Raw genomic sequence first — 21,762 nt, forward strand, 5'->3', positions numbered from 1 at the left:
CGGGGTTCACCCGTCCGGGGCGGTGTCCAGTCGCCGCGCGAGATCGGCGATCCCGGTGGCCTCCCGGTCGGCGGGGCGCATCGCCGCCGGGTAGGGAACGGGTGTCCGCCGCAGCCAGGCGGCGGACAGACCCGCCCGGCCGGCGCCGTCCACGTCCCAGGGGTGCACGGAGACCAGCATGGCCTGTGCGGCCGGTACGTCCACCGCGCGCAGCGCGTACGCGTAGGCGGCCCGTGCGGGCTTCCAGCCGCCCGCGCCCTCCACGTCGAGGTGCGCTTCGAAGCAGTCACCGACACCGGCCCGGTCCAGGACCGCCCGGGTGGTGTCGGCCGATCCGTTCGTCAGGGTCACCAGGCGGTGGCCGCCCGCGTGCAGGGCGCGTACGCCGTCGGGTACGTCCGGGTGCACGGGCAGCCCGGGCAGTGCGGCCAGGACGTGGTCCACGGCCGGTCCGGGGTCCGGTGCGCCGGGCCGTTCCTCGGCGAACAAGGTCCGCAGCACGTCCCGGGCCACGTCGGCGAAGGAGGCGTGACCGCCCGCCAGGGTCAGGGCGAAGCCGTCGCGCAGCACTCCGGCGAACCAGACCGGCAGCAGGCGGCCGGGCAGGCCGATGTCCTCCAGACGCCCGGCGAGCGGACCCATGTCCGTGAGCGTTTCGTTGACGTCGAAGACGAGGACGCCCGGCCCTGTGTCACGGGGCACTCAGATCACCTTCCCCGGCCGGCCGGACGAGAGCGTGCGCGGCCAGCCTCTCCTCGCGGTTGACCCATGACCAGGTGACGCCGGCCGCGACGGCGCCGACGGGCAGCATCCCGACGATCATGGCCAGGCCCTCGAGGGAGTGCCCGGCGGCGATGACCCCGACCGCGGGCAGGTCCAGCAGCGGCGCGGCCAGGAAGAGGTAGAGGCAGCGGCCCGGGTCGCTCAGGCGGTGCCGTGTGTGCGCGAGGACGGGGAGCCAGAACACGACCGCGGCCGCGACGAGGAGCGGTTCGGTCAGGAAGGTGGCGCCAGGGGGCGCGAGGCGCACCGGATCCCCGAGCACCGCCCAGGCGTGCGTCAGCACCAGCAAGGGCAGGGCCACGCCTGCGGGCAGGCTCACCCGATCCCACAGCGGCGCGCGGCGCACGCGCCACAGCGCGCCGGGGATCACCGCGGCCAGGACGAAGCCGGACCAGGCCATGGCCGCCGCGGAGGCCACGGAGGCCGTGTGCGTCGAATGGTGCATGCCGGCTCACCTCTCCCGGGGCGCGGTGCCGCGCAGCGCCATACCGCCCGCCAGGGCCAGCAGCGGAACCGCGATGGCCAGCAGCCACCGGCCGTAGACGAAGCACAGCGCGATGAACGCGCAGCCGAGGGCGGCGGGCAGCACCGCACCGGCACCGCGCTGCGGCACCCGGTAGCGCACATGCTCGTCGGGGCCCGTGCGGGAGGAGGCCAGTACCAGGAGTGCGGCCAGTCCCAGCAGCGCGACGGCCCCGCCCCACAGCCAGAACACCAGGGAACTCTCGCCGTAGACCGCCAGGATGGCCAGGAGCGCTACGTTGAGCAGGCCCCACCCGGCCACCACGACGAACGACAGGTGCCGCTTCACGCCGGGCTCCCCTCTGCTGCGGCTTCCTCCCGCGCCTGCCGCTGCCGCAGGTCCAGCAGCGGGGCGAAGCTGGTGATGGACGGCACCGGGTGGTCCTCGGTGAAGTTGGTGCGCGGAGGCGGCGACGAGGTGGCCCACTCCAGGGTGTGTCCGCCCCAGGGGTCGTCCGGCGCCGGTTCGGCGCGTCCGAGGGCCCGCTTGCGCAGCGTCCACGACACGTTGACGGCGAACACCGTGACGCCCGCGGCCAGGAAGGCCGCACCGCAACTCGACACCAGGTTCAGGGCGCCGAAGCCGTCGAAGGACGCGTAGGTCGCCATCCGGCGCGGCATCCCGAGGTAGCCGAGGACGAACATCGGCAGGAACGTGAGATTCGTGCCGATCACGAGCAGCCAGAAGTGCATCCGGCCCAGCCGTTCGCCCAGCATGGTGCCGGTCACCTTCGGGAACCAGAAGTACACGGCGGCGAACAGCCCGAAGGCGCTGCCGGCGAACAGCACGTAGTGGAGGTGGGCCACCACGAAGTAGCTGTCGGTGACGTGGTAGTCGATCACCGGGGTGCCGACCATGATGCCCGTCAGCCCGCCGATCAGGAACTGCGGGATGAACGCCAGGGCGAACAGCATCGGCGGGGCGAACCGCAGCCGTCCCCCGACGAGCGTGCCCAGCATGGCGAAGTACTCGACGCCCGCCGGGACGAGCAGAGCGATGGATGTCAGCGAGTAGTAGTCGTTGGCGGCCTGGCCGGTGGCGAACATGTGGTGTCCCCACACGCTCATCGACAGGGCGGCGAACACCAGCAGCGACAGCACGGTGCCGCGGTAGCCGAAGAAGCGGCGCCCGGAGAAGACCGCCAGTACTTCGGCCACGGCGGCCAGGTAGGGGAAGAACATCACGTAGACCACCGGGTGGCCGTAGAACCAGAACAGGTGCTGGTAGCCGATGTTCCACACGTTGGACGCGAACAGGGTCTGGTCCGCGCGCCCCACGGCCAGGAGCGCGAGCGCGGCCAGCAGCGCGGGAAACGCGCCGATCACCATCAGACAGGAGGCGATCATGGACCAGGAGAACACCGGCAAGCGCAGCATCGTCATGCCGCGCGTGCGCTTGCGCAGCACCGTCCAGAGCACGGCCCAGCCCATGACGATGGTTCCGGTGACCGCCATGAAGACGCCGGCGATCCACAGGTCCGGTCCGGTGCCCGGCGAGTGGATGCCGTCGGCCAGCGGCGGATAGGAGAACCAGCCCCCCGCGTGGGCCCCCTCCGGGGTGGCGAACCCGCTCAGCATGATCACCGCGCCCAGCACGTACAGCCAGTAGCCGAACAGTGTGGAGCGCGGCATGGCGATCCCCGGCGCGCCGATCTGCAACGGCACCAGGTACACGCCCATCCCGATGGCGAACGGGGTGAGCACCATGTAGATCATGCCGGAGCCGTGCATGGTGAACAACTGGTCGTAGGTGTGCGGCGAGACCAGGTTCGCGTCGGGCTGGGCGAGCTGGGCGCGCATGACCAGGGCGAGAATGCCGACGAGCACCAGCATGACCAGGGAGGTGCCGACCGTCAGCAGCCCGATGCGCTTGTGGTCGGTGCTCGTCGCCCAGCCCAGCCAGCCGCTCGGCTTGACGGGCCGCCCACCGGTGTCCTCCTGGCCGCCGGCGGGAGGGGCGACGGTCATACCGCCGCCTCCTGCCCGCCGCCGCCCGTGTGGCCGTGCAGCCACCGGTCGTACTCCTCGGGCGGGACCGCCTTGAGCCAGAAGTCCATGCTGTAGTGCCGCTGCCCGCAGAACTCGGCGCACCGGCCTTTCCAGCGGCCCTTGTGGTCCACGGTGAAGGTGAAGGTGTTCACATGGTCGGGGAAGGCGTCCCTCTTGTAGCGGAGCTGCGGGACCCACAGCGAGTGGATGACGTCCCGTGAGGTCAGCCGGAGCTGGACGGGGCGGCCGGTCGGCACCACCAGGGTCGGCAGGTTCCCGGCCCGGCAGTTCGCGATGACGCTGCGCTTCCCGGCGGACTGCGGATAGCGGAAGTCCCAGCACCACTGGAAGCCGGTGACGTCGACCCGGACGGGTGCGGGGCCGGCCGTCCGGTGCTCCCGGTGGTTCTGCCAGGCGGTCCACGCCACCAGGAAGACCGCGAACCCGGTCAGGACGCTGATGTAGTACGCCTCCAGCCGCGGGTGTTCCGACCGCTCGGAGGCACCCGCCCGCCGGCCGGCCCGGCGGGCGACCAGCGCGTAGCCGAAGAGGGCGAGCACGGCGGCGAACACCAGGGCCGCGATGACGGACTCCAGGGCGAAGACATCGCCGAAGACGCGCCGCTGTGTCACCGCGCCGCCTTCCGGGCGAGCCGGCCCTCCCCGTGCCCGGGTGCGCTCCGGCCGGGGTGCTCTTCGTCCGACGCCTTCTCGCCGCAGTCGCCGGCCAGCACCACCTCGTAACCGTCACCGGCATGCAATCCGATCACTCCCATCGCACCATCCCGGACCAGGGCCACCCGGACATTACGGGCGCAGTATGCGCTCCGCGAGAGGACACACCGCAGGCCGAAGTCCCCTGTCGGCCCGGTTCACACCTCCCCGACTCGACGGACAGCCGGTTTCACGGGGCACGCGACGGGTACTCAGGCGCGGCCGGGAAGGAAGGAGATGAACCCATGCCCACCCGCAGCCAGGTACTGCGCCTGCTCGCGGACGGCCTCGACTACGAGGAGGCCGGACGCCGGCTCGGTGTGCCCGCGGGCCAGGCCTTCCTGATCGCCACGGGACTGCCCGCCGACGGCGGCGACGCGCTCACCGCGCAGGAGCAGCACCGCCCCGGCATGACCCGGAAGTCCACCCAGCACCTGTCCCATCCGCAGGCCTCGAATCCCGCCGCCAAGGAGGCGGTGCACCAGTGGCTCGAGGATGCCGAGGAGTTCGACGATCTGGCCGACGAACTCGTGGGGCAGCTGCGCCGGCACGTGGCCTTCGAGGATGCCGTGTTCGCCCGGCTGCGGGAGAATCTGCCCCAGGACGAGCGGGAGCGCCTGGGGTCCGAGGTCGTCCGTGCGTGGCAGGCCGCTCCGACCCGCCCGCATCCCCACGCTCCGCAGCGACCGCCGCCGGCAGTGGCCACGGCCGGGAAGGCGGCGGCACTGGTGGACCGGCTCCGGGACGCGGTCGGCGCCCGCCCGGCCGAGCGAGGAGGAACGGGGTGAACGCTCCCCGCACCGGCTGAACGCGAGGGGCCTGCACACGGGCGGCCCGCACCGAGCACGAGCACCATCGAACGAGGACCACCGAACGGGCACCACGGAAAGGGCGGACATGGGCGTACGCACATGGATCGACTCCTGGCCGGTCTACCGCCAGCTGACGGGCACGGACCCCCTGGGCCGGGGCGCCGCGGCCAAGAGCGGAGCCAGCGCACGGCTCGCCCCCCGGACCGCCACCGCGGACCGGGTGGTGAAGTCGGTCTGCCCGTACTGCGCCGTCGGATGCGGCCAGAACGTCTACGTGCAGGACGAGCGGGTTACCCAGATCGAGGGTGACCCCGACTCCCCCATCTCCCGCGGCCGCCTGTGCCCCAAGGGCGCGGCGAGCCTCCAGCTGACCACGGGTGACGCCCGCGAGCACCATGTGCTGTACCGGCGCCCGCACGGCACCGACTGGGAGCGCCTCGACCTCGACACGGCCATGGACATGATCGCCGACCGGGTGATCGCGGCGCGCCGCGCCGGGTGGGAGTGGGAGGTCGACAGCACCCGCACCCGGCGCACCCTCGGTATCGCGAGCCTCGGCGGGGCGACGCTCGACAACGAAGAGAACTACCTGCTCAAGAAGCTGTTCACCGCCCTGGGCGCCATTCAGATCGAGAACCAGGCACGCGTTTGACACTCCTCCACGGTTCCCAGTCTGGGAACCTCGTTCGGCCGCGGCGGTGCGACCACCTTCCAGCAGGACCTCCAGAACTCCGACTGCATCGTCATCCAGGGCTCGAACATGGCCGAGTGTCACCCGGTCGGGTTCCAGTGGGTGATGGAGGCCAAGGCCCGCGGAGCGAAGGTGATCCACGTCGATCCGCGGTTCACCCGCACCAGCGCGCTGGCCGATGTGCACGTGCCGCTGCGCGCGGGCTCGGACATCGCCTTCCTCGGCGGGATCATCAACTACGTCCTGCGCAACGACAAGTACTTCCGCGACTACGTCGTGGCCTACACCAACGGGCCTGTCATCCTGCGGGAGGACTTCCGCGACACCGAGGACCTCGCCGGCGTCTTCTCCGGTCTGGACCCCGACACCCGCAGCTACGACAACACCAGCTGGCAGTACGAGGGCACGGAGGTGCAGGCGGCCTCCGGCGAACGCGACCAGGAGTACAAGAAGCGCGCCGAGAGCCGCAGGTCGGTGACCGAGGCGGCCCGCGGCGAGGCCCACGGCGCCGGCGGCGCCGTCATCGGTGAGGGCGAGCCCGAACGAGACGAGACGCTGACCCACCCCCGCTGCGTCTTCCAGGTCCTCAAGCGGCACTACGATCGCTACACGCCCGAGATGGTGGAGAAGATCTGCGGCGTGCCGCAGGACCTCTTCCGCCAGGTCTGCGAACTCGTCACGGAGAACTCCGGGCGAGAGCGGACCACCGCCTTCGCCTACGCGGTCGGCTGGACCCAGCACACGGTGGGCGTGCAGTACATCCGCGCGGCCGCGGTCCTGCAGAGCCTGCTCGGCAACATCGGCCGTCCGGGCGGCGGCATCCTGGCCCTGCGCGGGCACGCCTCCATCCAGGGCTCGACCGACATCCCGACCCTGTTCAACCTGCTGCCCGGCTACATCCCGATGCCGCACGCGCACAAGAACGAGGACCTGGACGCCTTCGTGAACGCCGAGGCGGCCCACAAGGGCTACTGGGGCAACATGCGCTCGTACCTCGTGAGCCTGCTCAAGGCGTACTGGGGGGAAGCCGCCACCCCCGACAACGACTTCTGCTTCGACTACCTGCCGCGCCTGACAGGCAGTCACTCCACCTACGACACGGTGATGGCGCAGCTCGACGGCACGTGCAAGGGCTATTTCCTGGTCGGTGAGAACCCCGCGGTCGGCTCGGCCAACGCCAAGATGCAGCGCCTCGGCATGGCCAACCTGGACTGGCTCGTCGTACGGGACTTCTCCCTGATCGAGTCCGCCACCTGGTGGAAGAACGGGCCGGAGATCGAGACGGGCGAGCTGCGCACCGAGGACATCCGCACCGAGGTGTTCTTCCTGCCGGCCGCCGCGCACACGGAGAAGGACGGCAGCTTCACCAACACCCAGCGACTGCTGCAATGGCATCACGCGGCCGTCGAGCCGCCCGGCGAGGCCCGCAGCGACCTGTGGTTCGCCTTCCACCTCGGCCGGATCATCCGCCGGAAGCTCGCCGGGTCGACCGACGAGATGGACCGCCCGGTGCTCGACCTCACTTGGGACTACCCCACGAAGGGCGAGCACGCCGAGCCGGAGGCGGAGGCGGTCCTCGCCGAGGTCAACGGCTACGACGCCGAGGGGAACCCGCTGAGCTCCTACGAGCAGCTGGAGTCCGACGGTTCCACGGCCTGCGGCTGCTGGATCTACTGCGGTGTCTACGCGGACGGCGTCAACCAGGCGGCCCGCCGCAAGCCGGGCAAGCAGCAGAACTGGGTGGCGAACGAGTGGGGCTGGGCCTGGCCGGCCAACCGCCGCATCCTGTACAACCGGGCCTCGGCCGACCCGGACGGCAAGCCCTGGAGCGAGCGCAAGGCACTGGTGTGGTGGGACGAGGACCAGGCCAAGTGGGTCGGCCACGACATCCCCGACTTCGCCGGCAACAAGTCCCCCTACCACCGGCCGCCGCCGGACGCGACCGGGGCGGAGGCCCTCTCGGGCGCCGACCCGTTCATCATGCAGGCCGACGGCAAGGCCTGGCTGTATGTGCCCTCCGGGCTGACCGACGGGCCGCTGCCGGCGCATTACGAGCCGCAGGACTCGCCGTTCCCCAACCTGCTGTACGAGCAGCAGCGCAACCCGGTGCGGCAGCTGCTGTCCCCGCACCCCGACAACCGCTACCAGCCCAGCGGCGACGAGCCGGGAGCGGAGGTGTTCCCGTACGTGGCCACCACCTACCGGCTCACCGAGCACCACACCGCGGGCGGCATGTCCCGCTGGCAGCCCTACCTGGCCGAGCTGCAACCGGAGTTCTTCTGCGAGGTGTCCCCCGAACTCGCGGCCGAGCGCGGGCTCGAGCACACCGGCTGGGCGACGATCGTCAGTGCCCGCAACGTGATCGAGGCACGGGTGCTCGTCACCGACCGGGTGCCGCCCCTGACCGTGCACGGGCGCGCCCTCCACCAGGTCGGCCTGCCCTACCACTGGGGGCCGAACGGTTACAGCCGGGGCGACGCGGCCAACGAGCTGGTGCACATGGCCCTGGACCCCAACACGCATATCCAGGAGACCAAGGCGTTCGCCGTCGACATCCGGCCGGGGCGCCGCCCGAGGGGCCCGGCCGCCGTGGAGCTGGTGCGCGTCTACCAGGCGCGGGCCGGCATCGACGACCACACCGGTACCGAGCCGTGATCCAGTGGCGGCCGGGCCGCGGCCCTCACCTCAGCACGATCGAGTACGGTCCGCGGGGGACGAGTTCGCCGACCACGGGCGCGCCGGGCACCTCCCCCGCCACGAGCAGGCCGCCCGAGGTCTGGGCGTCGGCGAGGAGCAGCCGGGTGTCGGTGTCCGTGTCCCCGAAGTCCGTGAACGGCGTGACCCACTCCAGGTTGCGCCTGGTACCGCCGCTGACGTAACCGTCGCGTACGGCCTCCCGTGCCCCGTCGAGGTACGGCACGGCGGCCGTGTCGATCACGGCGGTCACGCCGGACGCCCGCGCCAGCTTGTGCAGATGACCGAGGAGGCCGAAGCCGGTCACGTCCGTGGCGCAGCAAGCGCCCGCGTCCAGGGCCGCGGCGGCCGCGTCCCGGTTGAGGGTCACCATGGTGGCGACCGCCTGCTCGAACCGCTCGCCGGTGGCCTTGTGCCGGTTGTTGAGAACGCCCAGCCCGAGGGGCTTGGTCAGGGACAGCGGCAGGCCGGGCCGGCCGGAGTCGTTGCGCAGCAGCCGGGAAGGATCGGCGAGGCCGGTGACGGCCATGCCGTACTTGGGTTCGGGGTCGTCCACGCTGTGGCCGCCGCCCACGTGGCAGCCGGCCTCCGCCGCGACGTCCAGTCCGCCGCGCAGCACCTCCCGGGCCAGGTCGAGGGGCAGCACGTCGCGGGGCCACGCAAGGAGGTTGACGGCGACCACCGGACGGCCGCCCATCGCGTACACGTCGGACAGGGCGTTGGCCGCGGCGATACGCCCCCAGTCGTACGGGTCGTCGACCACGGGGGTGAAGAAGTCGGCCGTGGCCACCACCGCCGGCGCGGTGGTGGCCACGGTGGCGGGCAACGTCACGACGGCGGCGTCGTCGCCGGTGGCCGGCCCGACGAGGAGCGTGGTGCCGCCCGCGGCCGGTGGTACCGCCAGCGCGCCGACCACGTCCTCCAGCTCACCGGGCGGGATCTTGCAGGCGCACCCTCCGCCGTGCGCGAACTGGGTGAGGCGTACGGGTGTCTCACGCGTCGAGGTCATGTCGGGCGTCCTCCGTCGGGTGTGGGTCACGGCCGCACGTCTGTGCGCCGCGCGTTGGGTACCGAACTGCGGCGCCGTCGAACGTGCCGCCGTCCTTTCGCACGGGGTCGAACGCCCCGCCCGGGCATGGGGTGTGGCCGGTGCCGAGGCGGCGAGGAGTTCCGGTAGCCTGGCGGGCGGTGGAGGCGTGTGGGTGCCTGGTGGCCCTCCCGGTCTTCAAAACCGAGGTGTCCGAGGATCTCGGGCAGGCGGGTTCGATTCCCGTCCGCCTCCGCTCTCCGTGCCGGGCCGGCAGCGGCGACGCTGGTCGTCCACCCGTTGCGTGTACCCCCTGGCGTCCAGGAACTCCAGCAGTGGCACGGCCACCCTCCGTGTGGTGTCCAGGGCTCGCCGGGCCTCGCTGAGCGTGAACGGCTGGGGCAGTCGACGCAGGACGGCGGCGGCCCGGGCGTCCGCTCCGGGCAGCAGAACGATGCCGTCCGTCACCGCCAGCAGTGCCCCGGCGGAGACCGCGGCGGCGACCGCCTTGCGGGTGAGGCCCAGTTCCCTGAGACGGTCCGCCTCCGGGGCACGGAACGGCGTCAGCGCAAGGTCGCGCCGTACGGCGTCGACAGCCGCCGCGACGGGCGGCGGAAGTGTCGGCCGGGTGCTGCCGGGGCCGTACAACCGGCCCTGCCGCCACGTCAGTTCGGTGGTCCCCGGCGTCCCGGCGAGGGCGTCCACCAGCGATCTGTCGGGCAGGCCGAGCAGGTGTCGGGCCGCCTCGGCCGGCAGGCCGGGCTCCAACGGGTGCTGCCGTGCGTACCGTTCGACCTCGGTGGCGAGCCGCTCACGCAACCCCGCCCAGTGGACTTCGTCCACGAGCCAGTCCCCCGCGACGGGCGCGGTCGGCGCCGGCACGCCCATCGCCAACAGCTCGGAGCGGCGGACGAGTCTGCGCCGCCTCAGCTCCCCGGGGCCGTCCGGGCGGCCGGTCATGCCGGCGAGCTCCGCCGCCCTGGCCCGGCCCGCGCCCCGCCGGGTCAGCCGTGGCGGGCGCACGTCCAGCACGGTCACGCCGCAGGGCGGGCGCCGGCCGCCCGGTTCCCGCAGCACCGCGCGGTCGCCGACGCGCAGGGGAAGCCCGCGGCTCAGGGTCAGCCGCGCGGTGTCCTCGCCCAGGGGCCGGACGGTCACGGGGACGGCGGCCGTGCCGATGTGGAGGGCGACCTCGCGGGGCAGGTCGCCGACGGGCTCGCCCACGACACGGACGTCGATCAGGCCGGTGAGCAGCCAGCGGTCCGGGGCCAGCAGCGCCTGCCCCCGCCGCAGGGCGCCGTCCGCGGAGCCGTGCACGTTGACGGCCACCCGCGCCACGCCATTGACCGCGGTCCGCTCCTCGTGCAGGCACTGCAGCCCGCGCACCCGCAGCACCGCCGAGCCGTCCCCCGTGACCAGGCGGTCACCGACCCGCAGGGTGCCCGCTCCGAGCGTTCCGGTCACCACGGTGCCGTGGCCGCGTACCGTGAAGGCGCGGTCGAGCCAGAGCCGTGTGTCCGTGTCGGCGGGCGGGTCGGGCAGCGTGCCGGCCAGCCGGGTCAGCTCGGTGCGCAGCCCGTCCAGTCCGGCGCCGGTCACGGCGCTCACGGCGACGGACGGCACCGTGCCGAGCGAGGTGCGGGCCATGCGTTCCAGGGCGTCGGCCCGCACGGGTTCGGGATCCGCCAGGTCGCTGCGGGTGACCGCGAGCACGGCGTGCCGCACCCCGAGTGCGTCGAGGATCGCCAGGTGCTCCTGCGACTGCGGCTGCCATCCCTGGTCGGCGGCCACCACGAACAGTACGGCGGGCACGGGGCCCACGCCGGCGAGCATGGTCGCGACGAACTTCTCATGGCCCGGCACGTCCACGAAGGCGAGGTGCTCCCCGTCCGGGCCGAGCCGGGTCCACACGAAGCCGAGGTCGAGGGTGAGCCCCCTGCGGCGTTCCTCCTCGAAGCGGTCGGGTTCCATCCCGGTGAGCGCCCGTACCAGGGCGGACTTGCCGTGGTCGACATGCCCGGCGGTGGCCAGGACCCGCATGGCGCTACCTCCTCGCGGCCGACCGTACGGCGTCGGCGAGCCGCTCGTCGTCCTCCTGCGGCACCGCCCTGAGGTCGAGCAGGCAGCGTCCCGCCTCCAGACGCCCGACCACGGGGACGGGTCCGGTGCGCAGCGGGGCGGCGAAGGATTCCGGCAGGGACAGGGCCGCGCTGGGCAGGGTGACACCGGGCGCGCCGCCGCCCCCGACGGTCGCGGCGCTCTCGACGGCCCGCACGTCGATGCCGTCGGCCCCCAGCACATCGACGAGCCGGAGGGCGCGGTCCATGAGGTGTGCCGGGTCGGCGGCCAGAGCGGCCTCGGTCGGGGTCTGCGGCCCGGTGAGGGTCGCCTCCAGGGCGGCCAGCGTCAGCTTGTCCACCCGCAGGGCGCGGGCCAGGGGATGGCGGGCCAGGGTGCGCACCAACTCCGCGTCCCCGAGGAGCAGTCCGCACTGCGGTCCGCCCAGGAGTTTGTCGCCGCTCGCGGTGACGAGTGAGGCACCGGCGCGCAACTGGGTGTCGGCATCGGGCTCCTCGGGCAGCAACGGGTGCGGCGCCGGCAGGCCGGAGCCGATGTCGACGACCACGGGGACGCCCAGCTGGGCCAGTTCACCGGTCCCGGCGGTGCGGGTGAATCCGGTGATGCGGAAGTTCGAGGGATGCACCTTCAGCACGAAGGCGGTCTCCGGGCCGATCGCGGCGGCGTAGTCGGCGACGGTCGTACGGTTGGTGGTGCCGACCTCGCGCAGCCGGGCTCCGGTGGAGACGAGGAGGTCAGGGAGCCGGAACCCGTCCCCGATCTCCACCATCTCCCCCCGGCTTATGACGATGTCCTTGCCGACGGCCAGCGCGGTGGCGGCGAGGACCAGCGCGGCGGCACCGTTGTTGACGACGTGCGCGGCGGCGGCGGACGGGACGCGGTCGTGGAGGGCCCGCAGGGCCGTGCGTCCGCGGCGGGCGCGTACGCCGGTTCTCAGGTCGAGTTCGACGTCCGTCGGCCCGGCGGCCTCCTGCACCGCCTGCCGGGCGGCCGCCGACAGCGGCGCCCGGCCGAGGTTGGTGTGCAGCACGACACCGGTGGCGTTGATCACCGCCCGGAGCCCGCCGGCCGTGGCGGGCAGCAGGGCGGCTGCGGTGTCCCCCACCTGCTCCGGCGGGATACCGCCGTTGCGGGCCTGCTCCTGCGCCTGCCGGACCGCCTCCTTCACCACGCGCGGTCCCAGCCGACGCGCGGCCTGGGTCAGCCGGGGATCCCGCAGTACGTCGTCGGTGCGCGGAATCCGGCGTCGCGCATCGGTGGTGTCGCGGCGCCGTGACGATCCGACGGCGCCGTACGGGGCCGACCCGGTCCGCTGTCCGGTCCCGTCCGCTGCGACCTGCCGCTCCATGCAGCCCCTCCCTCTCCGCCCCACTCAAGGCTGTCCGGGAAAACCCATCGTCTCCCAGTGCCCGCGGCCGACCGTTCGACACGCCGGTACGGCACACCCCCGCCGCCCGGCGGCGGCCGGGGCGGGGGTGTACCGGGCGTCCGACTCGACAACTACGGCGGGGCTCAGGGGTCTGTGCGGGAGCCGATCCTGCCGCGGTCCAGGGCCCGTCTGAACTCGTCCAGTTCCGACTGCGGCAGATCGCCGCCCTGGGCGAACTCGAGGACGTGTGCGGCGACGACACGCAGCCTGGTGTTCGTGTGCTGCGAGACGTCCCGCAGCACCCCCCAGGCTTCGTCCGGCGGGATCCGCCCCAGGACGACCACGGCGCCGATCGCCTGGTCGACCAGGGCGTGCGCATCCACAGCGCGCTTCAGCTGCCGGTTCTCCACCAGCAGCCGCTCGCACTCCTGGGCCGGATCCGTCGCGCCCGCTGTCACCGTTCCACTTTCCCGCAGGAGGCCTCGGAGCACGACTCGGACTTGCGCCAGGCTTGTTCACGGATGGGCAAGGCAGGTCAGGGCGGGTTCGTTCCCCATGGCCACCGTGGTGGTGACGCGTACCAGGCAGGGCCCGCGCGGGGTCGATCCGAACCCGAACCGCACGGGGGGCTCGACCGGGGCGAGGGAGCCCAGGTCCTCGCCCTCATAGCGGACCGTGGCGGTGGAGACGGGGTGCAGGTCCTTCGCCCCGTACCACTCGTACCGGTCGCGGCCCGCGCTGCCACAGGTCCGCGCGCCCAGCAGCAGCCGCGCCGGCAGGGCCACCGCCGCTGCCCAGGCGGGCCGGGCGGCGAGCGGCCCGGGCACGGCCCTGAGCAGCCATCCCACGGCACCCCGGTGGCCCAGGGTGAAGGACAGACGCAGGGACGAGGCGGTGACCGTCCAGGCTCCCCCGCGTGCATCCACCCCGACGGGCGCCACCCGTACCTCGTCGAAGGTGTAGGTGCCGGCGATGAAGCGTGCCGTCTGCGCGGTGGGGGCCAGAAGGAGGCGGTGCCCGTCCCGGCGCTCGAGCATCACGTCGCTGAAGGGCCCGAACGGCGTTCGTTCCCAGTGCCCCACCACCACGCGGGCGCCGGACGACGTACCGATCCCCGCGATCCAGCCGTCGAGGCGCAGCCGGTTCCGGCGGCGCCGAGCGTGCGCACGGAAGATCGCCATCGTTGCGCGGTGTGACGGCGGGTCGGCCGGTCCGCTCCGACCGTGCCTTCCGCCTCTCATCTCAGGGGCGACGGCCCGGCCGTTGCGGCCGGCCGGTGGCCGGTGGCCGGTCGCGTCAGGTTCGCGTAGCCGATGCCTTCTCGGCGGGCGGCGGGCGGGCTGCTCGTTCACGGCGCCCCTTCCCCGCACGGCCGGCTTTCGCCGTCTCAGGCACGGCCTCCGGATCGGGTGAGGGCGTCCTTCACCCGGTCGACCATGGCGGCGAAGGGCCCGATGAGCCGCTGGGCGGTGGGTGATCCCGCCACGGCCGGGTGCGGATGGGTCGGTGCCATCTTCTCGGCCAACCGCAGCCGGGTACCCATGCTCTTGAGCTGGTCCTCGTCGCAGCCCTGACGCACGGCGGGGAACTCCTCCTGCTCCTCGTGCTCGGCGTGTTCGATCACGGACCGCTCGAAGCGGGCGAGCGCAGCGTCGAACTCGGGGTCGCTGACGTCCATCTTCTCCAGATCGGCGAGGACCTTGTTGGCCGCTTCCTCCTCATGGTTGCGGGCCTCGGCCTCGGCCTCTCCGGCGGTCTTCTTCGCCGCGGGGCGCAGGATCAGCTCCTCGCCGGTCTCGTGGACCGCCAGCAGAGCCCTCAGCTCGTCGAAGATCCGCTTCTTCTCCTCGCCCTGTGCACCCTTGACCTCCGTGAACAGGTCACGGATCCGGGCGTGCTCCTCCAGCAGGATGCGGATCACGTCGCCCTCCGGCAGCCGCGCCGCCTCCTCGCGTTCCGTCGTCGCGTTGCTCACGGCAGCGCCCTCCTCTCCATGTCGGCCGTCGGCTTCACCGGGGCGGGTAACCCAGACAGATTCGCACAAACGGCACGAAGGAGACGAAGGGGGATAAGAGACCCTCGGCGGTTCCGGCCCGAGGGCCCTCGCGCCTACCTCCTCGCACTGTACTAGGGTGCTCACCTCGCCGAGCACAAGAGCCCGAGGACGAGGGAGAACATGACGACCGACGAGACCATGACGACCGACGCGGGCTTATCGACGCCACGCTTCACGCCCTTGCGAGCCCCGGCGTTCCGGCGCTTCGGTCTGGCCGTCCTCGTGTCGGCCACCGGATCGGCGATGGCGCCCCTCGCGCTGGCCTACTCCGTGATCGGGCAGGGCGCGGGAGCCGGCGCCCTCGGCCTGGTGCTCGCTCTGAACACGGTCCCCACGATCCTCTTCCTGGTCGCGGGCGGTGTCCTCGCGGACCGGCTGTCGCGAAGCCGGATCCTCTTCCTCGGCAATCTGCTGGCGGCCGCCGCGCAGGGCACTCTGGCCGCGACCGTGGCCGGCGGCCGGGCGACGACGACGTCCATCGCCCTCTGCGGCTTGGTCTCGGGAATCGCGGCGGCCTTCATCCAGCCCGCCGCACAGGGCGCCGTCGGCCAGATCGTGCCGCCGGAACACCTCCAGCAGGCCAACGCGCTGCTCCGGCTGCCGGGCAACGCGGTCAAGGTACTGGGCCCCGTCGTCGGCGGACTCGTCGTGGCGGCGGCCGGCCCCGCCTGGGCCCTCGCCTGGGACGCCCTCACCTTCGCCGTCGCGGCCATGCTGCTCCTCGGCCTGCGCCTCGACGCTCCCCTGGCCGCCGGCAGCGCACTGAGCAGTCTGCGCGAGGGGTGGGCCGGCTTCCGGTCGCGCACCTGGCTGTGGACGTACACGGCCGCCGGGACCGTCCTGGTCGCCGCCTGGCTGGCCGGCTTCCAGCTGCTCGGCCCCCTGGTGGCCGCGCGCCTCTACGCCGGGGCCCGCGACTGGGGGCTCGTCCAGGCGGCCTTCGCGGGCGGGCTGCTGTCCGGGACGTTGGTGTGCCTGCGCTGGAAACCCCGCCGTGTGCTGACCGTGGCGGTCGCGGCGGGCTCGGCGCTCACCCTTCCTCTCGTGGCCATGGGAGTGGACCTGCCGCTGTCCGCGGTGCTGCCGGCCGCGCTACTCGCGGGGATCGGACTCGACATCGCGATCGTCGCCTGGACCACCGCCTTCCAGCAGCTTGTGCCGCAGGCCGAACAAGGGCGCATGAGCGCGTTCAACAGCGTCGGGGAGCGCCTTGCCATCCCCCTCGGCTACCTCGTCACCGCCCTGGCCGCCCGGATGTGGGACACCCGGACGGTGCTGCTGGGCTGTGCCGCCCTCATCGCCGCCGCCGTCGCCCTCAACCTCTGCGTCCCGGACGTGTACCGGATCACCCGACAGGGGCCCGGCGATTACTAACATTTGGTTGAACAGCTCAGGCTGATCAACCTAGTGTTATTACCTGTGAAGGTGGACAAAGGCACAAGTCCCGATCGCCACGCCGTCGCGGAGGACACCACCCGCCTGGCCTCGGCTCTACGGCTGGCCGTGGGGCGGATGACCCGGCGGCTGCGTCAGGCGCACGCCGTCGGGGACGTATCGCTCTCCGGGGTGTCGGTGCTCGCGCGCCTCGCGGCCGATGGGCCCGGGTCTCCGGGATCCCTGGCCGATCTGGAGCGCGTACGGCCGCAGGCGATGGCGAGCACGCTGGCCGTGCTCGAACAGCGCGGGCTGGTGCGTCGTACGCCCGATGCGACCGACGGACGGCGGGCCGTGGTGGCGATCACCGAGGAGGGACGGACGATGCTCGCGGAGCGGCACTCCGAGTCCGTGCACCGCCTCTCCGCCGTCCTGGAGGAGTTCACGGCGCAGGAGCGCGAAACGCTCGCCGCGGCCCTGCCCCTTCTCGACCGACTGGCGGCACGGCTGTGAGCGCTGGCGCCCCCGGCACCGGCGGCCGGCACGGGCACCGCGCGGTGAGCGGCGGGCCGTCCGCCGTCCGTGCCCCGCGCTCCACGCGACGACGGGACCTGCCTACGGGACCGGGCTACAAGTGGGTCGCCCTGTCCAACACCACCCTCGGCGTACTGATCGCGACGATGGACGCCTCCATCGTGATCATCTCGCTGCCCGCGATCTTCCGCGGGATCGGCCTCGATCCGCTCGCGCCCGGCAACATCGGCTATCTGCTCTGGATGATCCTGGGCTATCTGCTGGTGTCGGCCGTGCTCGTCGTCGTCCTCGGCCGGCTCGGCGACATGTACGGCCGGGTCAGGATCTACAACCTCGGCTTCCTCATCTTCGCCTGCGCGTCCGTGGCGCTGTCCCTGGACCCCCTCCGCGCGGGCGCGGGAGCCCTGTGGCTGATCCTGTGGCGGGTCGTGCAGGCGTTCGGCGGCTCCATGCTCACCGCCAACTCGGCCGCCATCCTCACCGACGCGTTTCCCGCCCGGCAACGCGGGATGGCCCTCGGCATCAACCAGATCACCGCGCTCGCCGGCCAGTTCCTCGGCCTTCTGGCCGGCGGCCTGCTCGCCGCCGTCGACTGGCGGGCCGTGTTCTGGGTGAGCGTCCCGGTCAGCGTCACCGGCACGATCTGGTCGTATCTGAGTCTGCGTGAGACCGCGGCCGGCCGCCGAGGCCGCATCGACTGGCTGGGCAACCTCACCTTCGCGGGAGGCGCGGGGATCCTGCTCGCAGGGATCACCTACGGCATCCAGCCCTACGGTTCCAGCGCCACCGGCTGGGGCAACCCCTGGGTGCTCGCCGGGCTGTTCGGCGGCGGCGCCCTGCTGCTGCTCTTCTGCTACGGGGAGACGAGGGTCGCCGAGCCCATGTTCCATCTGGCCCTGTTCAAGGTGCGGGCGTTCGCCGCGGGCAATCTGGCCGCCCTGCTGACCGCGATCGCGCGCGGCGGGCTTCAGTTCATGCTCATCATCTGGTTGCAGGGCATATGGCTGCCCCTGCACGGATACGCGTTCGAGGACACCCCGCTGTGGGCGGGCATCTTCATGCTGCCCCTGACGCTGGGCTTCCTGATCGCGGGTCCCCTGTCCGGTTATCTGTCGGACCGGTTCGGCGCCCGTGTGTTCTCCACCGCGGGTCTGGTCGTCGTGGCGGGGTCTTTCCTGGGGCTGCTCACCCTGCCGGTCGATTTCGGCTACGAATCGTTCGCGGCGCTGCTGCTGCTCAACGGGCTCGGCCAGGGCATGTTCTCCTCGCCGAACACCTCGTCGATCATGGGCAGCGTGCCGCCGGAGTACCGGGGCGTCGCTTCGGGCATGCGCTCGACGTTCCAGAACTCGGGCACCGCCTTGTCCATCGGCGTGTTCTTCTCGCTGATGGTCTCCGGACTGGCCTCGTCGCTGCCCCCGGCCCTGCGGGCCGGGCTGACGGCGCACGGCGTCCCGGCCGACGCGGCCGCGCACGCGGCGTCACTGCCACCGGTCAGTACGCTGTTCGCCACGTTCCTCGGCAACAACCCCATCGAGCACCTGCTCACCTCCGGCGGGACACTCGCCCACCTCTCGGCGGCCCAACGTGCCGCCCTGACCGGCCACGGCTTCTTCCCACGGCTGGTCTCCGAGCCGTTCCACCACGGGCTGACCATCGTCTTCGGTGTCGCCGCGGGCATGGCCCTGGTCTCCGCGCTCGCCTCGGCCCTGCGCGGCGGGCACCGTCCCCCGGGGCAACGCATGCCCCAGGACGGGCCGTCCACCGCCGCCCTCGGCAAGGATCCGCAGGAACGGCACAACGCACCCTCCTCGTGATCGCTCGGGTGCGGCGGGGGCCCGCTCGGGGCCGTCCCGTCCGTGGTCCGGGCGCGTCCTGTCCCCCGCTCGGGTCGTCCATGGACCGGCTGTTCGGCCCCCGCGCCTGGCGCCCTGACCACCGGCCAGAGCGAAACCCCCTAGTTGTCCGGGCGTCGGCGCGACGCCCGCGACGTGGGCTCGCCTCCTCGGGGATCTTTCGCGAGCTCCTCGGGGTCGAGGAGAATCCGGTCGCCGTACAGGGCCTCCAGCCAGTTGGTCTGGTAGATGGTGTCGAGATAGCGCTCGCCGAGGTCCGGGGCGATGGCCACGGCGGTAAGACCGCGCGTGTCATGGCGGGTCAGCCAGTCCATCGCGCCGCTGACCACCGTCCCGGTGGAGCCGCCGAACAGGAACCCGTGCCTGGCCAGGCGATGGCAGGCACGGATGGTGGACGCCTCCTCGACCCGCATCACCTCGTCCACGAAGGACTCGTCCAGCAGCGGCGGGCGCATGCTCATGCCCAGCCCGGGTATCATCCGGCGGCCGGGCTTGCCGCCGAAGGCCACCGAGCCGACGCTGTCCACAGCGACGATCAGGACGGGCCTGTGCCACTCACGGAAGTAGCGCGCACAGCCCATCAGGGTCCCGGTGGTGCCCGCCCCGATGAACAGCACGTCCAGCTCCGGGAACTGGTCGACGATCTCCGGTGCCGTGGTCCGGTAGTGCGCCCGCCAGTTGCCCGGATTGGTGTACTGGCCGAGCCACACGTACCGGTCGTCGGAGGCGCACAGCTCGCGTACGTAGTCGATCCGCGCGCCGAGGAAGCCGCCGTTGGCGTCCAGGTCGGCCACGATGTGGACCTGGCTGCCCAGTGCCTCCATCAGGAGGCGGGTCGAGAGGTTGCAGCGGGAGTCCGTGACGCACAGGAACTGATAGCCCTTGCTGGCGGCGATCATGCTCAGCGCCACGCCCAGGTTTCCGGACGAGGACTCGACGAGGATCGAGTCCGGCTTCAGGACCCCCTCCCATTCGGCGGTCTCCACCATCTCGGTCGCGGCCTTCAGCTTGATCGAGCCCGCGAAATTGAAGCCCTCGCACTTCAGGTAGAGGGACTGCCCGAAGATCGGCTCGAGGTCGACGTACAGCTGGCTTTCGTTGAAGGCGTGAGGAACGGTTATCACGGGCACGGTGGCCTCCTGGTGCCAGGGCTGAGGCAAGGCGCCATCAGCCGTACCGGCGCAGCTCGTGGAAGAAGTCGTCGATGAGATGGAGGTGTCCGGCCCGGGCGGCTTCGTCGTAGACGTACTTGCCGACGGCGAGGTCGAGGACGCCGAGCCCGAAGGGCGAGAAGATCACCGTTCGGTCGGCGGGCGGGGTCGCCTGTCCGGTCATGACGTCGTTGAGGGTGCCGTCCAGGAAGTCGCGATTGCCGGTGGCCTGCTCCGCGAGGTGCGGCGACGTGTCGGCCTTCAGACAGTGCTCGACGTCGTCCACGTAGTTGGCCGAGGCGAGCAGGATCCGGGGGTCGAGGTCGCGCAGCGACACATGCAGGACCAGCGGGTTGTGGTTGAACCATGCCGGGTCGGTGACATGGGGTGTGCCGGCGACGGTGGCGAAGACCACCAGGTCGCTGGAGCGGATCAGGTCCTCGGCACGGTCGTGGACGGTGACCTGTCCGGAGGTCGGGGACTGCCGCAGATAGCCGCAGAAGCCGGCGGCGCTGTCGGCGGAGAGGTCGTGCACACCGATCGTGTCGAACGCCCAGCCTGTGCCCACGAGGAAGGAGTGGATGTACCGGGCGATCAGACCCGCGCCGAAGAATCCCACTCGGGTGGGGCGGGGCCGGGTGCGACTGAGCCAGTCCGCTGCCAGCGCGGCGGATGCCGCGGTTCTGGTGGCGCTGATGATGGAGCTTTCCAGGCAGGCCAGCGGGTAGCCGGTCTCCGGGTCGTTGAGGATCAGGACCGCGGAGGCTCTGGGCAGTCCGGCTGACACATTGGCCGGGAAACTGGAGATCCATTTCAGGCCGTCGACCCGTACGGACCCGCCGACGGAGGCCGGCAGGGCGATGATGCGGGCCGTCGGACGGTCGGGGAAGCGCAGGAAGTACGAGGGCGGGTTGACCGATTCCCCCGCGCCGTGCAATCGGTAGGTGGTCTCGACCAGTTCCACGATCTGTCTCTCGCGTCCGGAGAGTACTTGGTGGACCTGGGCACCGGAGATCACCGCGAAGGTGGGTGGGGAGGCACCTGGCGGCGGGGCCGGCTGGGTGGCGGGGGACGGCAGGGTGGTCATCGCGAACTCACCTCCGGAGTGGGGCCGCTGTCGGGGAGACGCTGCGGTTCGGCCATGCCGACCAGCACCTGACGCTCTCCGGTGAAGGCCTCGCGGCTGTGTGCGGTGCGGATGTTGTCGACGAGCATCAGGTCTCCGGGCTGCCACGGCTCGCGTCGGGTGTGTTCCTCGTACGTGCTGTTGATGAGCTGGACGACGTCCTCGCCGATGGGGCTGTCGTCACCGAAGCGGGTGTTGAACGGCAGTCCGTCCTCGCCGTATTCGTCCACCAGGTACTCGCGCACGTCCGGGGCCAGCGTCCACTCGTTGAGGAAGGCGATCTGGTTGAACCAGCAGCGCCGGCCGGTCTTCGGGTGCCGCACCACGGCGGCGCGGCGCTGCCGCGTGCGGAGCGACCCGTCGGGCTGCCAGGCGAAGTCGATGGCGTGGGTACGGCAGTAGCGCTCGACGGCCGCGTGGTCGTCCGTGCCGAACGACTCCTCCAGGGACGCCCCGATCTCGTCGTTGTAGCTACGAGTGAGCAGCCAGCCCTCGCGTTCGAAGCGTTCGCTCAGCGTGGCGGGCAGCGCCTGGAGCACTCGCTCCGCGTCGGCGACGGCCGTCGCGCCGCCCTGGCCGGGCGCGCTCAGGCACGCGAACAGCATCAGGCCGGGAACCTCCAGCGTGTAGCTCAGTTCATGGTGCATACACATCGGCTGGTTGTTCGGCCAGGCCGCGGAGGAATACAGGCCCGGGCCGTGGCTCTTCCGGGGGGCGAAGGCCTCCCTCTCCGTCATCAGACCACCGGCGAGCGCCGCGAAGACGGCGCCGGCCTGATCCGTCTCCCGCAGTCCCAGGCCGCGGACGAGGAGCGCCCCGTGCTCGGTGACCTGTGCGCGCAGCGCGTCACGGTGTCCGGCGGCCCAGCCGGCCGCGTCGCCGGGTGTGTCGACGTGCAGGATCGGGGGTCCGTCCGGCAGCAGCTCCACCTCGAGCAGTGATGCCGGTGATGAGGAGGACATCGCGGTTTCCTTTCGATTGGCCCT

The 21,762-nt window shown here is 72.1% G+C and carries 19 protein-coding genes, 1 tRNA gene and 1 pseudogene; 6 read left to right on the top strand and 15 right to left on the bottom strand.

Translation table 11 applies throughout. The features are described from left to right. Nucleotides 1–6: 6 nt before the first annotated feature. From ABZ823_RS09935 to ABZ823_RS09960, 6 genes are read right to left on the bottom strand one after another with little or no spacing between them, the layout of a single operon-like run. Nucleotides 7–702 carry a haloacid dehalogenase type II gene (locus ABZ823_RS09935; protein ID WP_361656302.1) on the bottom strand — a complete coding sequence of 232 codons (696 nt, stop codon included), beginning with the start codon at nt 700–702 and terminating at the stop codon, nt 7–9. Beyond that, nucleotides 692–1,228, bottom strand: coding sequence for a hypothetical protein (locus ABZ823_RS09940; RefSeq protein WP_361656304.1), 537 nt, complete (start codon nt 1,226–1,228; stop codon nt 692–694). Before ABZ823_RS09940 ends, ABZ823_RS09935 begins: the two co-directional genes overlap by 11 nt. A gap of 6 nt (nt 1,229–1,234) precedes the next feature. Next, complete coding sequence (locus tag ABZ823_RS09945) at nt 1,235–1,594, bottom strand: hypothetical protein (protein ID WP_361656307.1); 360 nt, start codon at nt 1,592–1,594, stop codon at nt 1,235–1,237. Next, the gene (locus tag ABZ823_RS09950) at nt 1,591–3,273 is read right to left on the bottom strand and encodes a cbb3-type cytochrome c oxidase subunit I (RefSeq protein ID WP_361656310.1); all 1,683 of its coding nucleotides are present in this window, start codon (nt 3,271–3,273) and stop codon (nt 1,591–1,593) included. The genes ABZ823_RS09945 and ABZ823_RS09950 overlap by 4 nt, the downstream gene beginning before the upstream one ends. After that, nucleotides 3,270–3,926, bottom strand: a complete 657-nt coding sequence (locus ABZ823_RS09955) for a cytochrome c oxidase subunit II (RefSeq protein ID WP_361656313.1) — start codon at nt 3,924–3,926, stop codon at nt 3,270–3,272. The genes ABZ823_RS09950 and ABZ823_RS09955 overlap by 4 nt, the downstream gene beginning before the upstream one ends. Next, a complete protein-coding gene (locus ABZ823_RS09960) occupies nt 3,923–4,063 on the bottom strand; it encodes a hypothetical protein (protein WP_361656316.1) in 141 nt (46 codons plus the stop codon). Before ABZ823_RS09960 ends, ABZ823_RS09955 begins: the two co-directional genes overlap by 4 nt. 189 nt (nt 4,064–4,252) lie before the next feature. Between ABZ823_RS09960 and ABZ823_RS09965 the strand changes: the two genes are divergently transcribed. Both ABZ823_RS09965 and fdh read left to right on the top strand, forming a co-directional pair. Continuing rightward, nucleotides 4,253–4,795, top strand: coding sequence for a hypothetical protein (locus tag ABZ823_RS09965; protein ID WP_361656318.1), 543 nt, complete (start codon nt 4,253–4,255; stop codon nt 4,793–4,795). A 109-nt stretch (nt 4,796–4,904) separates the two neighbouring features. Beyond that, nucleotides 4,905–8,165 (top strand): formate dehydrogenase, encoded by a 3,261-nt coding sequence (fdh, locus tag ABZ823_RS09970; protein WP_361656320.1) that lies wholly within the window; start codon nt 4,905–4,907, stop codon nt 8,163–8,165. 25 nt (nt 8,166–8,190) lie between these two features. Here the strand turns inward: fdh and selD are convergent, their stop codons facing one another. After that, on the bottom strand, nt 8,191–9,213 hold the full coding sequence (selD, locus tag ABZ823_RS09975) for a selenide, water dikinase SelD (protein WP_361656323.1): 1,023 nt from the start codon (nt 9,211–9,213) through the stop codon (nt 8,191–8,193). A 181-nt stretch (nt 9,214–9,394) separates the two neighbouring features. On the opposite strand from selD, the gene ABZ823_RS09980 reads away from it, so the two are divergent. After that, nucleotides 9,395–9,487 (top strand) — tRNA-Sec (locus ABZ823_RS09980). Nucleotides 9,488–9,570: 83 nt separating this feature from the next. Here the strand turns inward: ABZ823_RS09980 and ABZ823_RS09985 are convergent. From ABZ823_RS09985 to ABZ823_RS10005, 5 genes and pseudogenes are all read right to left on the bottom strand, one after another. Continuing rightward, nucleotides 9,571–11,271, bottom strand: a pseudogene (locus ABZ823_RS09985) (GTP-binding protein); the annotation flags it as partial. Nucleotides 11,272–11,275: 4 nt separating this feature from the next. Beyond that, nucleotides 11,276–12,658, bottom strand: coding sequence for an L-seryl-tRNA(Sec) selenium transferase (gene selA / locus ABZ823_RS09990; protein WP_361656326.1), 1,383 nt, complete (start codon nt 12,656–12,658; stop codon nt 11,276–11,278). 164 nt (nt 12,659–12,822) lie between these two features. Then, nucleotides 12,823–13,137 (bottom strand): ANTAR domain-containing protein, encoded by a 315-nt coding sequence (locus ABZ823_RS09995; RefSeq protein ID WP_361656328.1) that lies wholly within the window; start codon nt 13,135–13,137, stop codon nt 12,823–12,825. Nucleotides 13,138–13,194: 57 nt separating this feature from the next. Then, nucleotides 13,195–13,860: a hypothetical protein gene (locus ABZ823_RS10000; protein WP_361656330.1), complete on the bottom strand. Its 666-nt coding sequence runs from the start codon at nt 13,858–13,860 to the stop codon at nt 13,195–13,197. 206 nt (nt 13,861–14,066) lie between these two features. Beyond that, nucleotides 14,067–14,654, bottom strand: a complete 588-nt coding sequence (locus tag ABZ823_RS10005; RefSeq protein WP_361656333.1) for a hemerythrin domain-containing protein — start codon at nt 14,652–14,654, stop codon at nt 14,067–14,069. Nucleotides 14,655–14,855: 201 nt separating this feature from the next. Here ABZ823_RS10005 and ABZ823_RS10010 point away from each other — a divergent pair, with 201 nt between their 5' ends. From ABZ823_RS10010 to ABZ823_RS10020, 3 genes are all read left to right on the top strand, one after another. Continuing rightward, nucleotides 14,856–16,109 (top strand): MFS transporter, encoded by a 1,254-nt coding sequence (locus tag ABZ823_RS10010; protein ID WP_361656336.1) that lies wholly within the window; start codon nt 14,856–14,858, stop codon nt 16,107–16,109. Nucleotides 16,110–16,154: 45 nt separating this feature from the next. Then, a complete protein-coding gene (locus tag ABZ823_RS10015) occupies nt 16,155–16,622 on the top strand; it encodes a MarR family transcriptional regulator (RefSeq protein WP_361656339.1) in 468 nt (155 codons plus the stop codon). A 98-nt stretch (nt 16,623–16,720) separates the two neighbouring features. After that, nucleotides 16,721–18,460, top strand: coding sequence for an MFS transporter (locus ABZ823_RS10020; protein WP_361656854.1), 1,740 nt, complete (start codon nt 16,721–16,723; stop codon nt 18,458–18,460). 140 nt (nt 18,461–18,600) lie between these two features. Here the strand turns inward: ABZ823_RS10020 and sbnA are convergent, their stop codons facing one another. The 3 genes from sbnA to ABZ823_RS10035 are packed head-to-tail and all read right to left on the bottom strand — an operon-like array spanning nt 18,601 to nt 21,738. Continuing rightward, on the bottom strand, nt 18,601–19,629 hold the full coding sequence (gene sbnA, locus ABZ823_RS10025) for a 2,3-diaminopropionate biosynthesis protein SbnA (protein WP_361656342.1): 1,029 nt from the start codon (nt 19,627–19,629) through the stop codon (nt 18,601–18,603). A 37-nt stretch (nt 19,630–19,666) separates the two neighbouring features. Then, nucleotides 19,667–20,737 carry a 2,3-diaminopropionate biosynthesis protein SbnB gene (sbnB, locus tag ABZ823_RS10030; RefSeq protein ID WP_361656345.1) on the bottom strand — a complete coding sequence of 357 codons (1,071 nt, stop codon included), beginning with the start codon at nt 20,735–20,737 and terminating at the stop codon, nt 19,667–19,669. Then, nucleotides 20,734–21,738 (bottom strand): TauD/TfdA family dioxygenase, encoded by a 1,005-nt coding sequence (locus tag ABZ823_RS10035; RefSeq protein ID WP_361656348.1) that lies wholly within the window; start codon nt 21,736–21,738, stop codon nt 20,734–20,736. Before ABZ823_RS10035 ends, sbnB begins: the two co-directional genes overlap by 4 nt. Between the last annotated feature and the right edge of the window lie 24 nt (nt 21,739–21,762).

Origin of the sequence: Streptomyces sp. NPDC047079, from assembly GCF_040643755.1 — a bacterium.
In the GTDB taxonomy this organism is placed as follows: domain Bacteria; phylum Actinomycetota; class Actinomycetes; order Streptomycetales; family Streptomycetaceae; genus Streptomyces.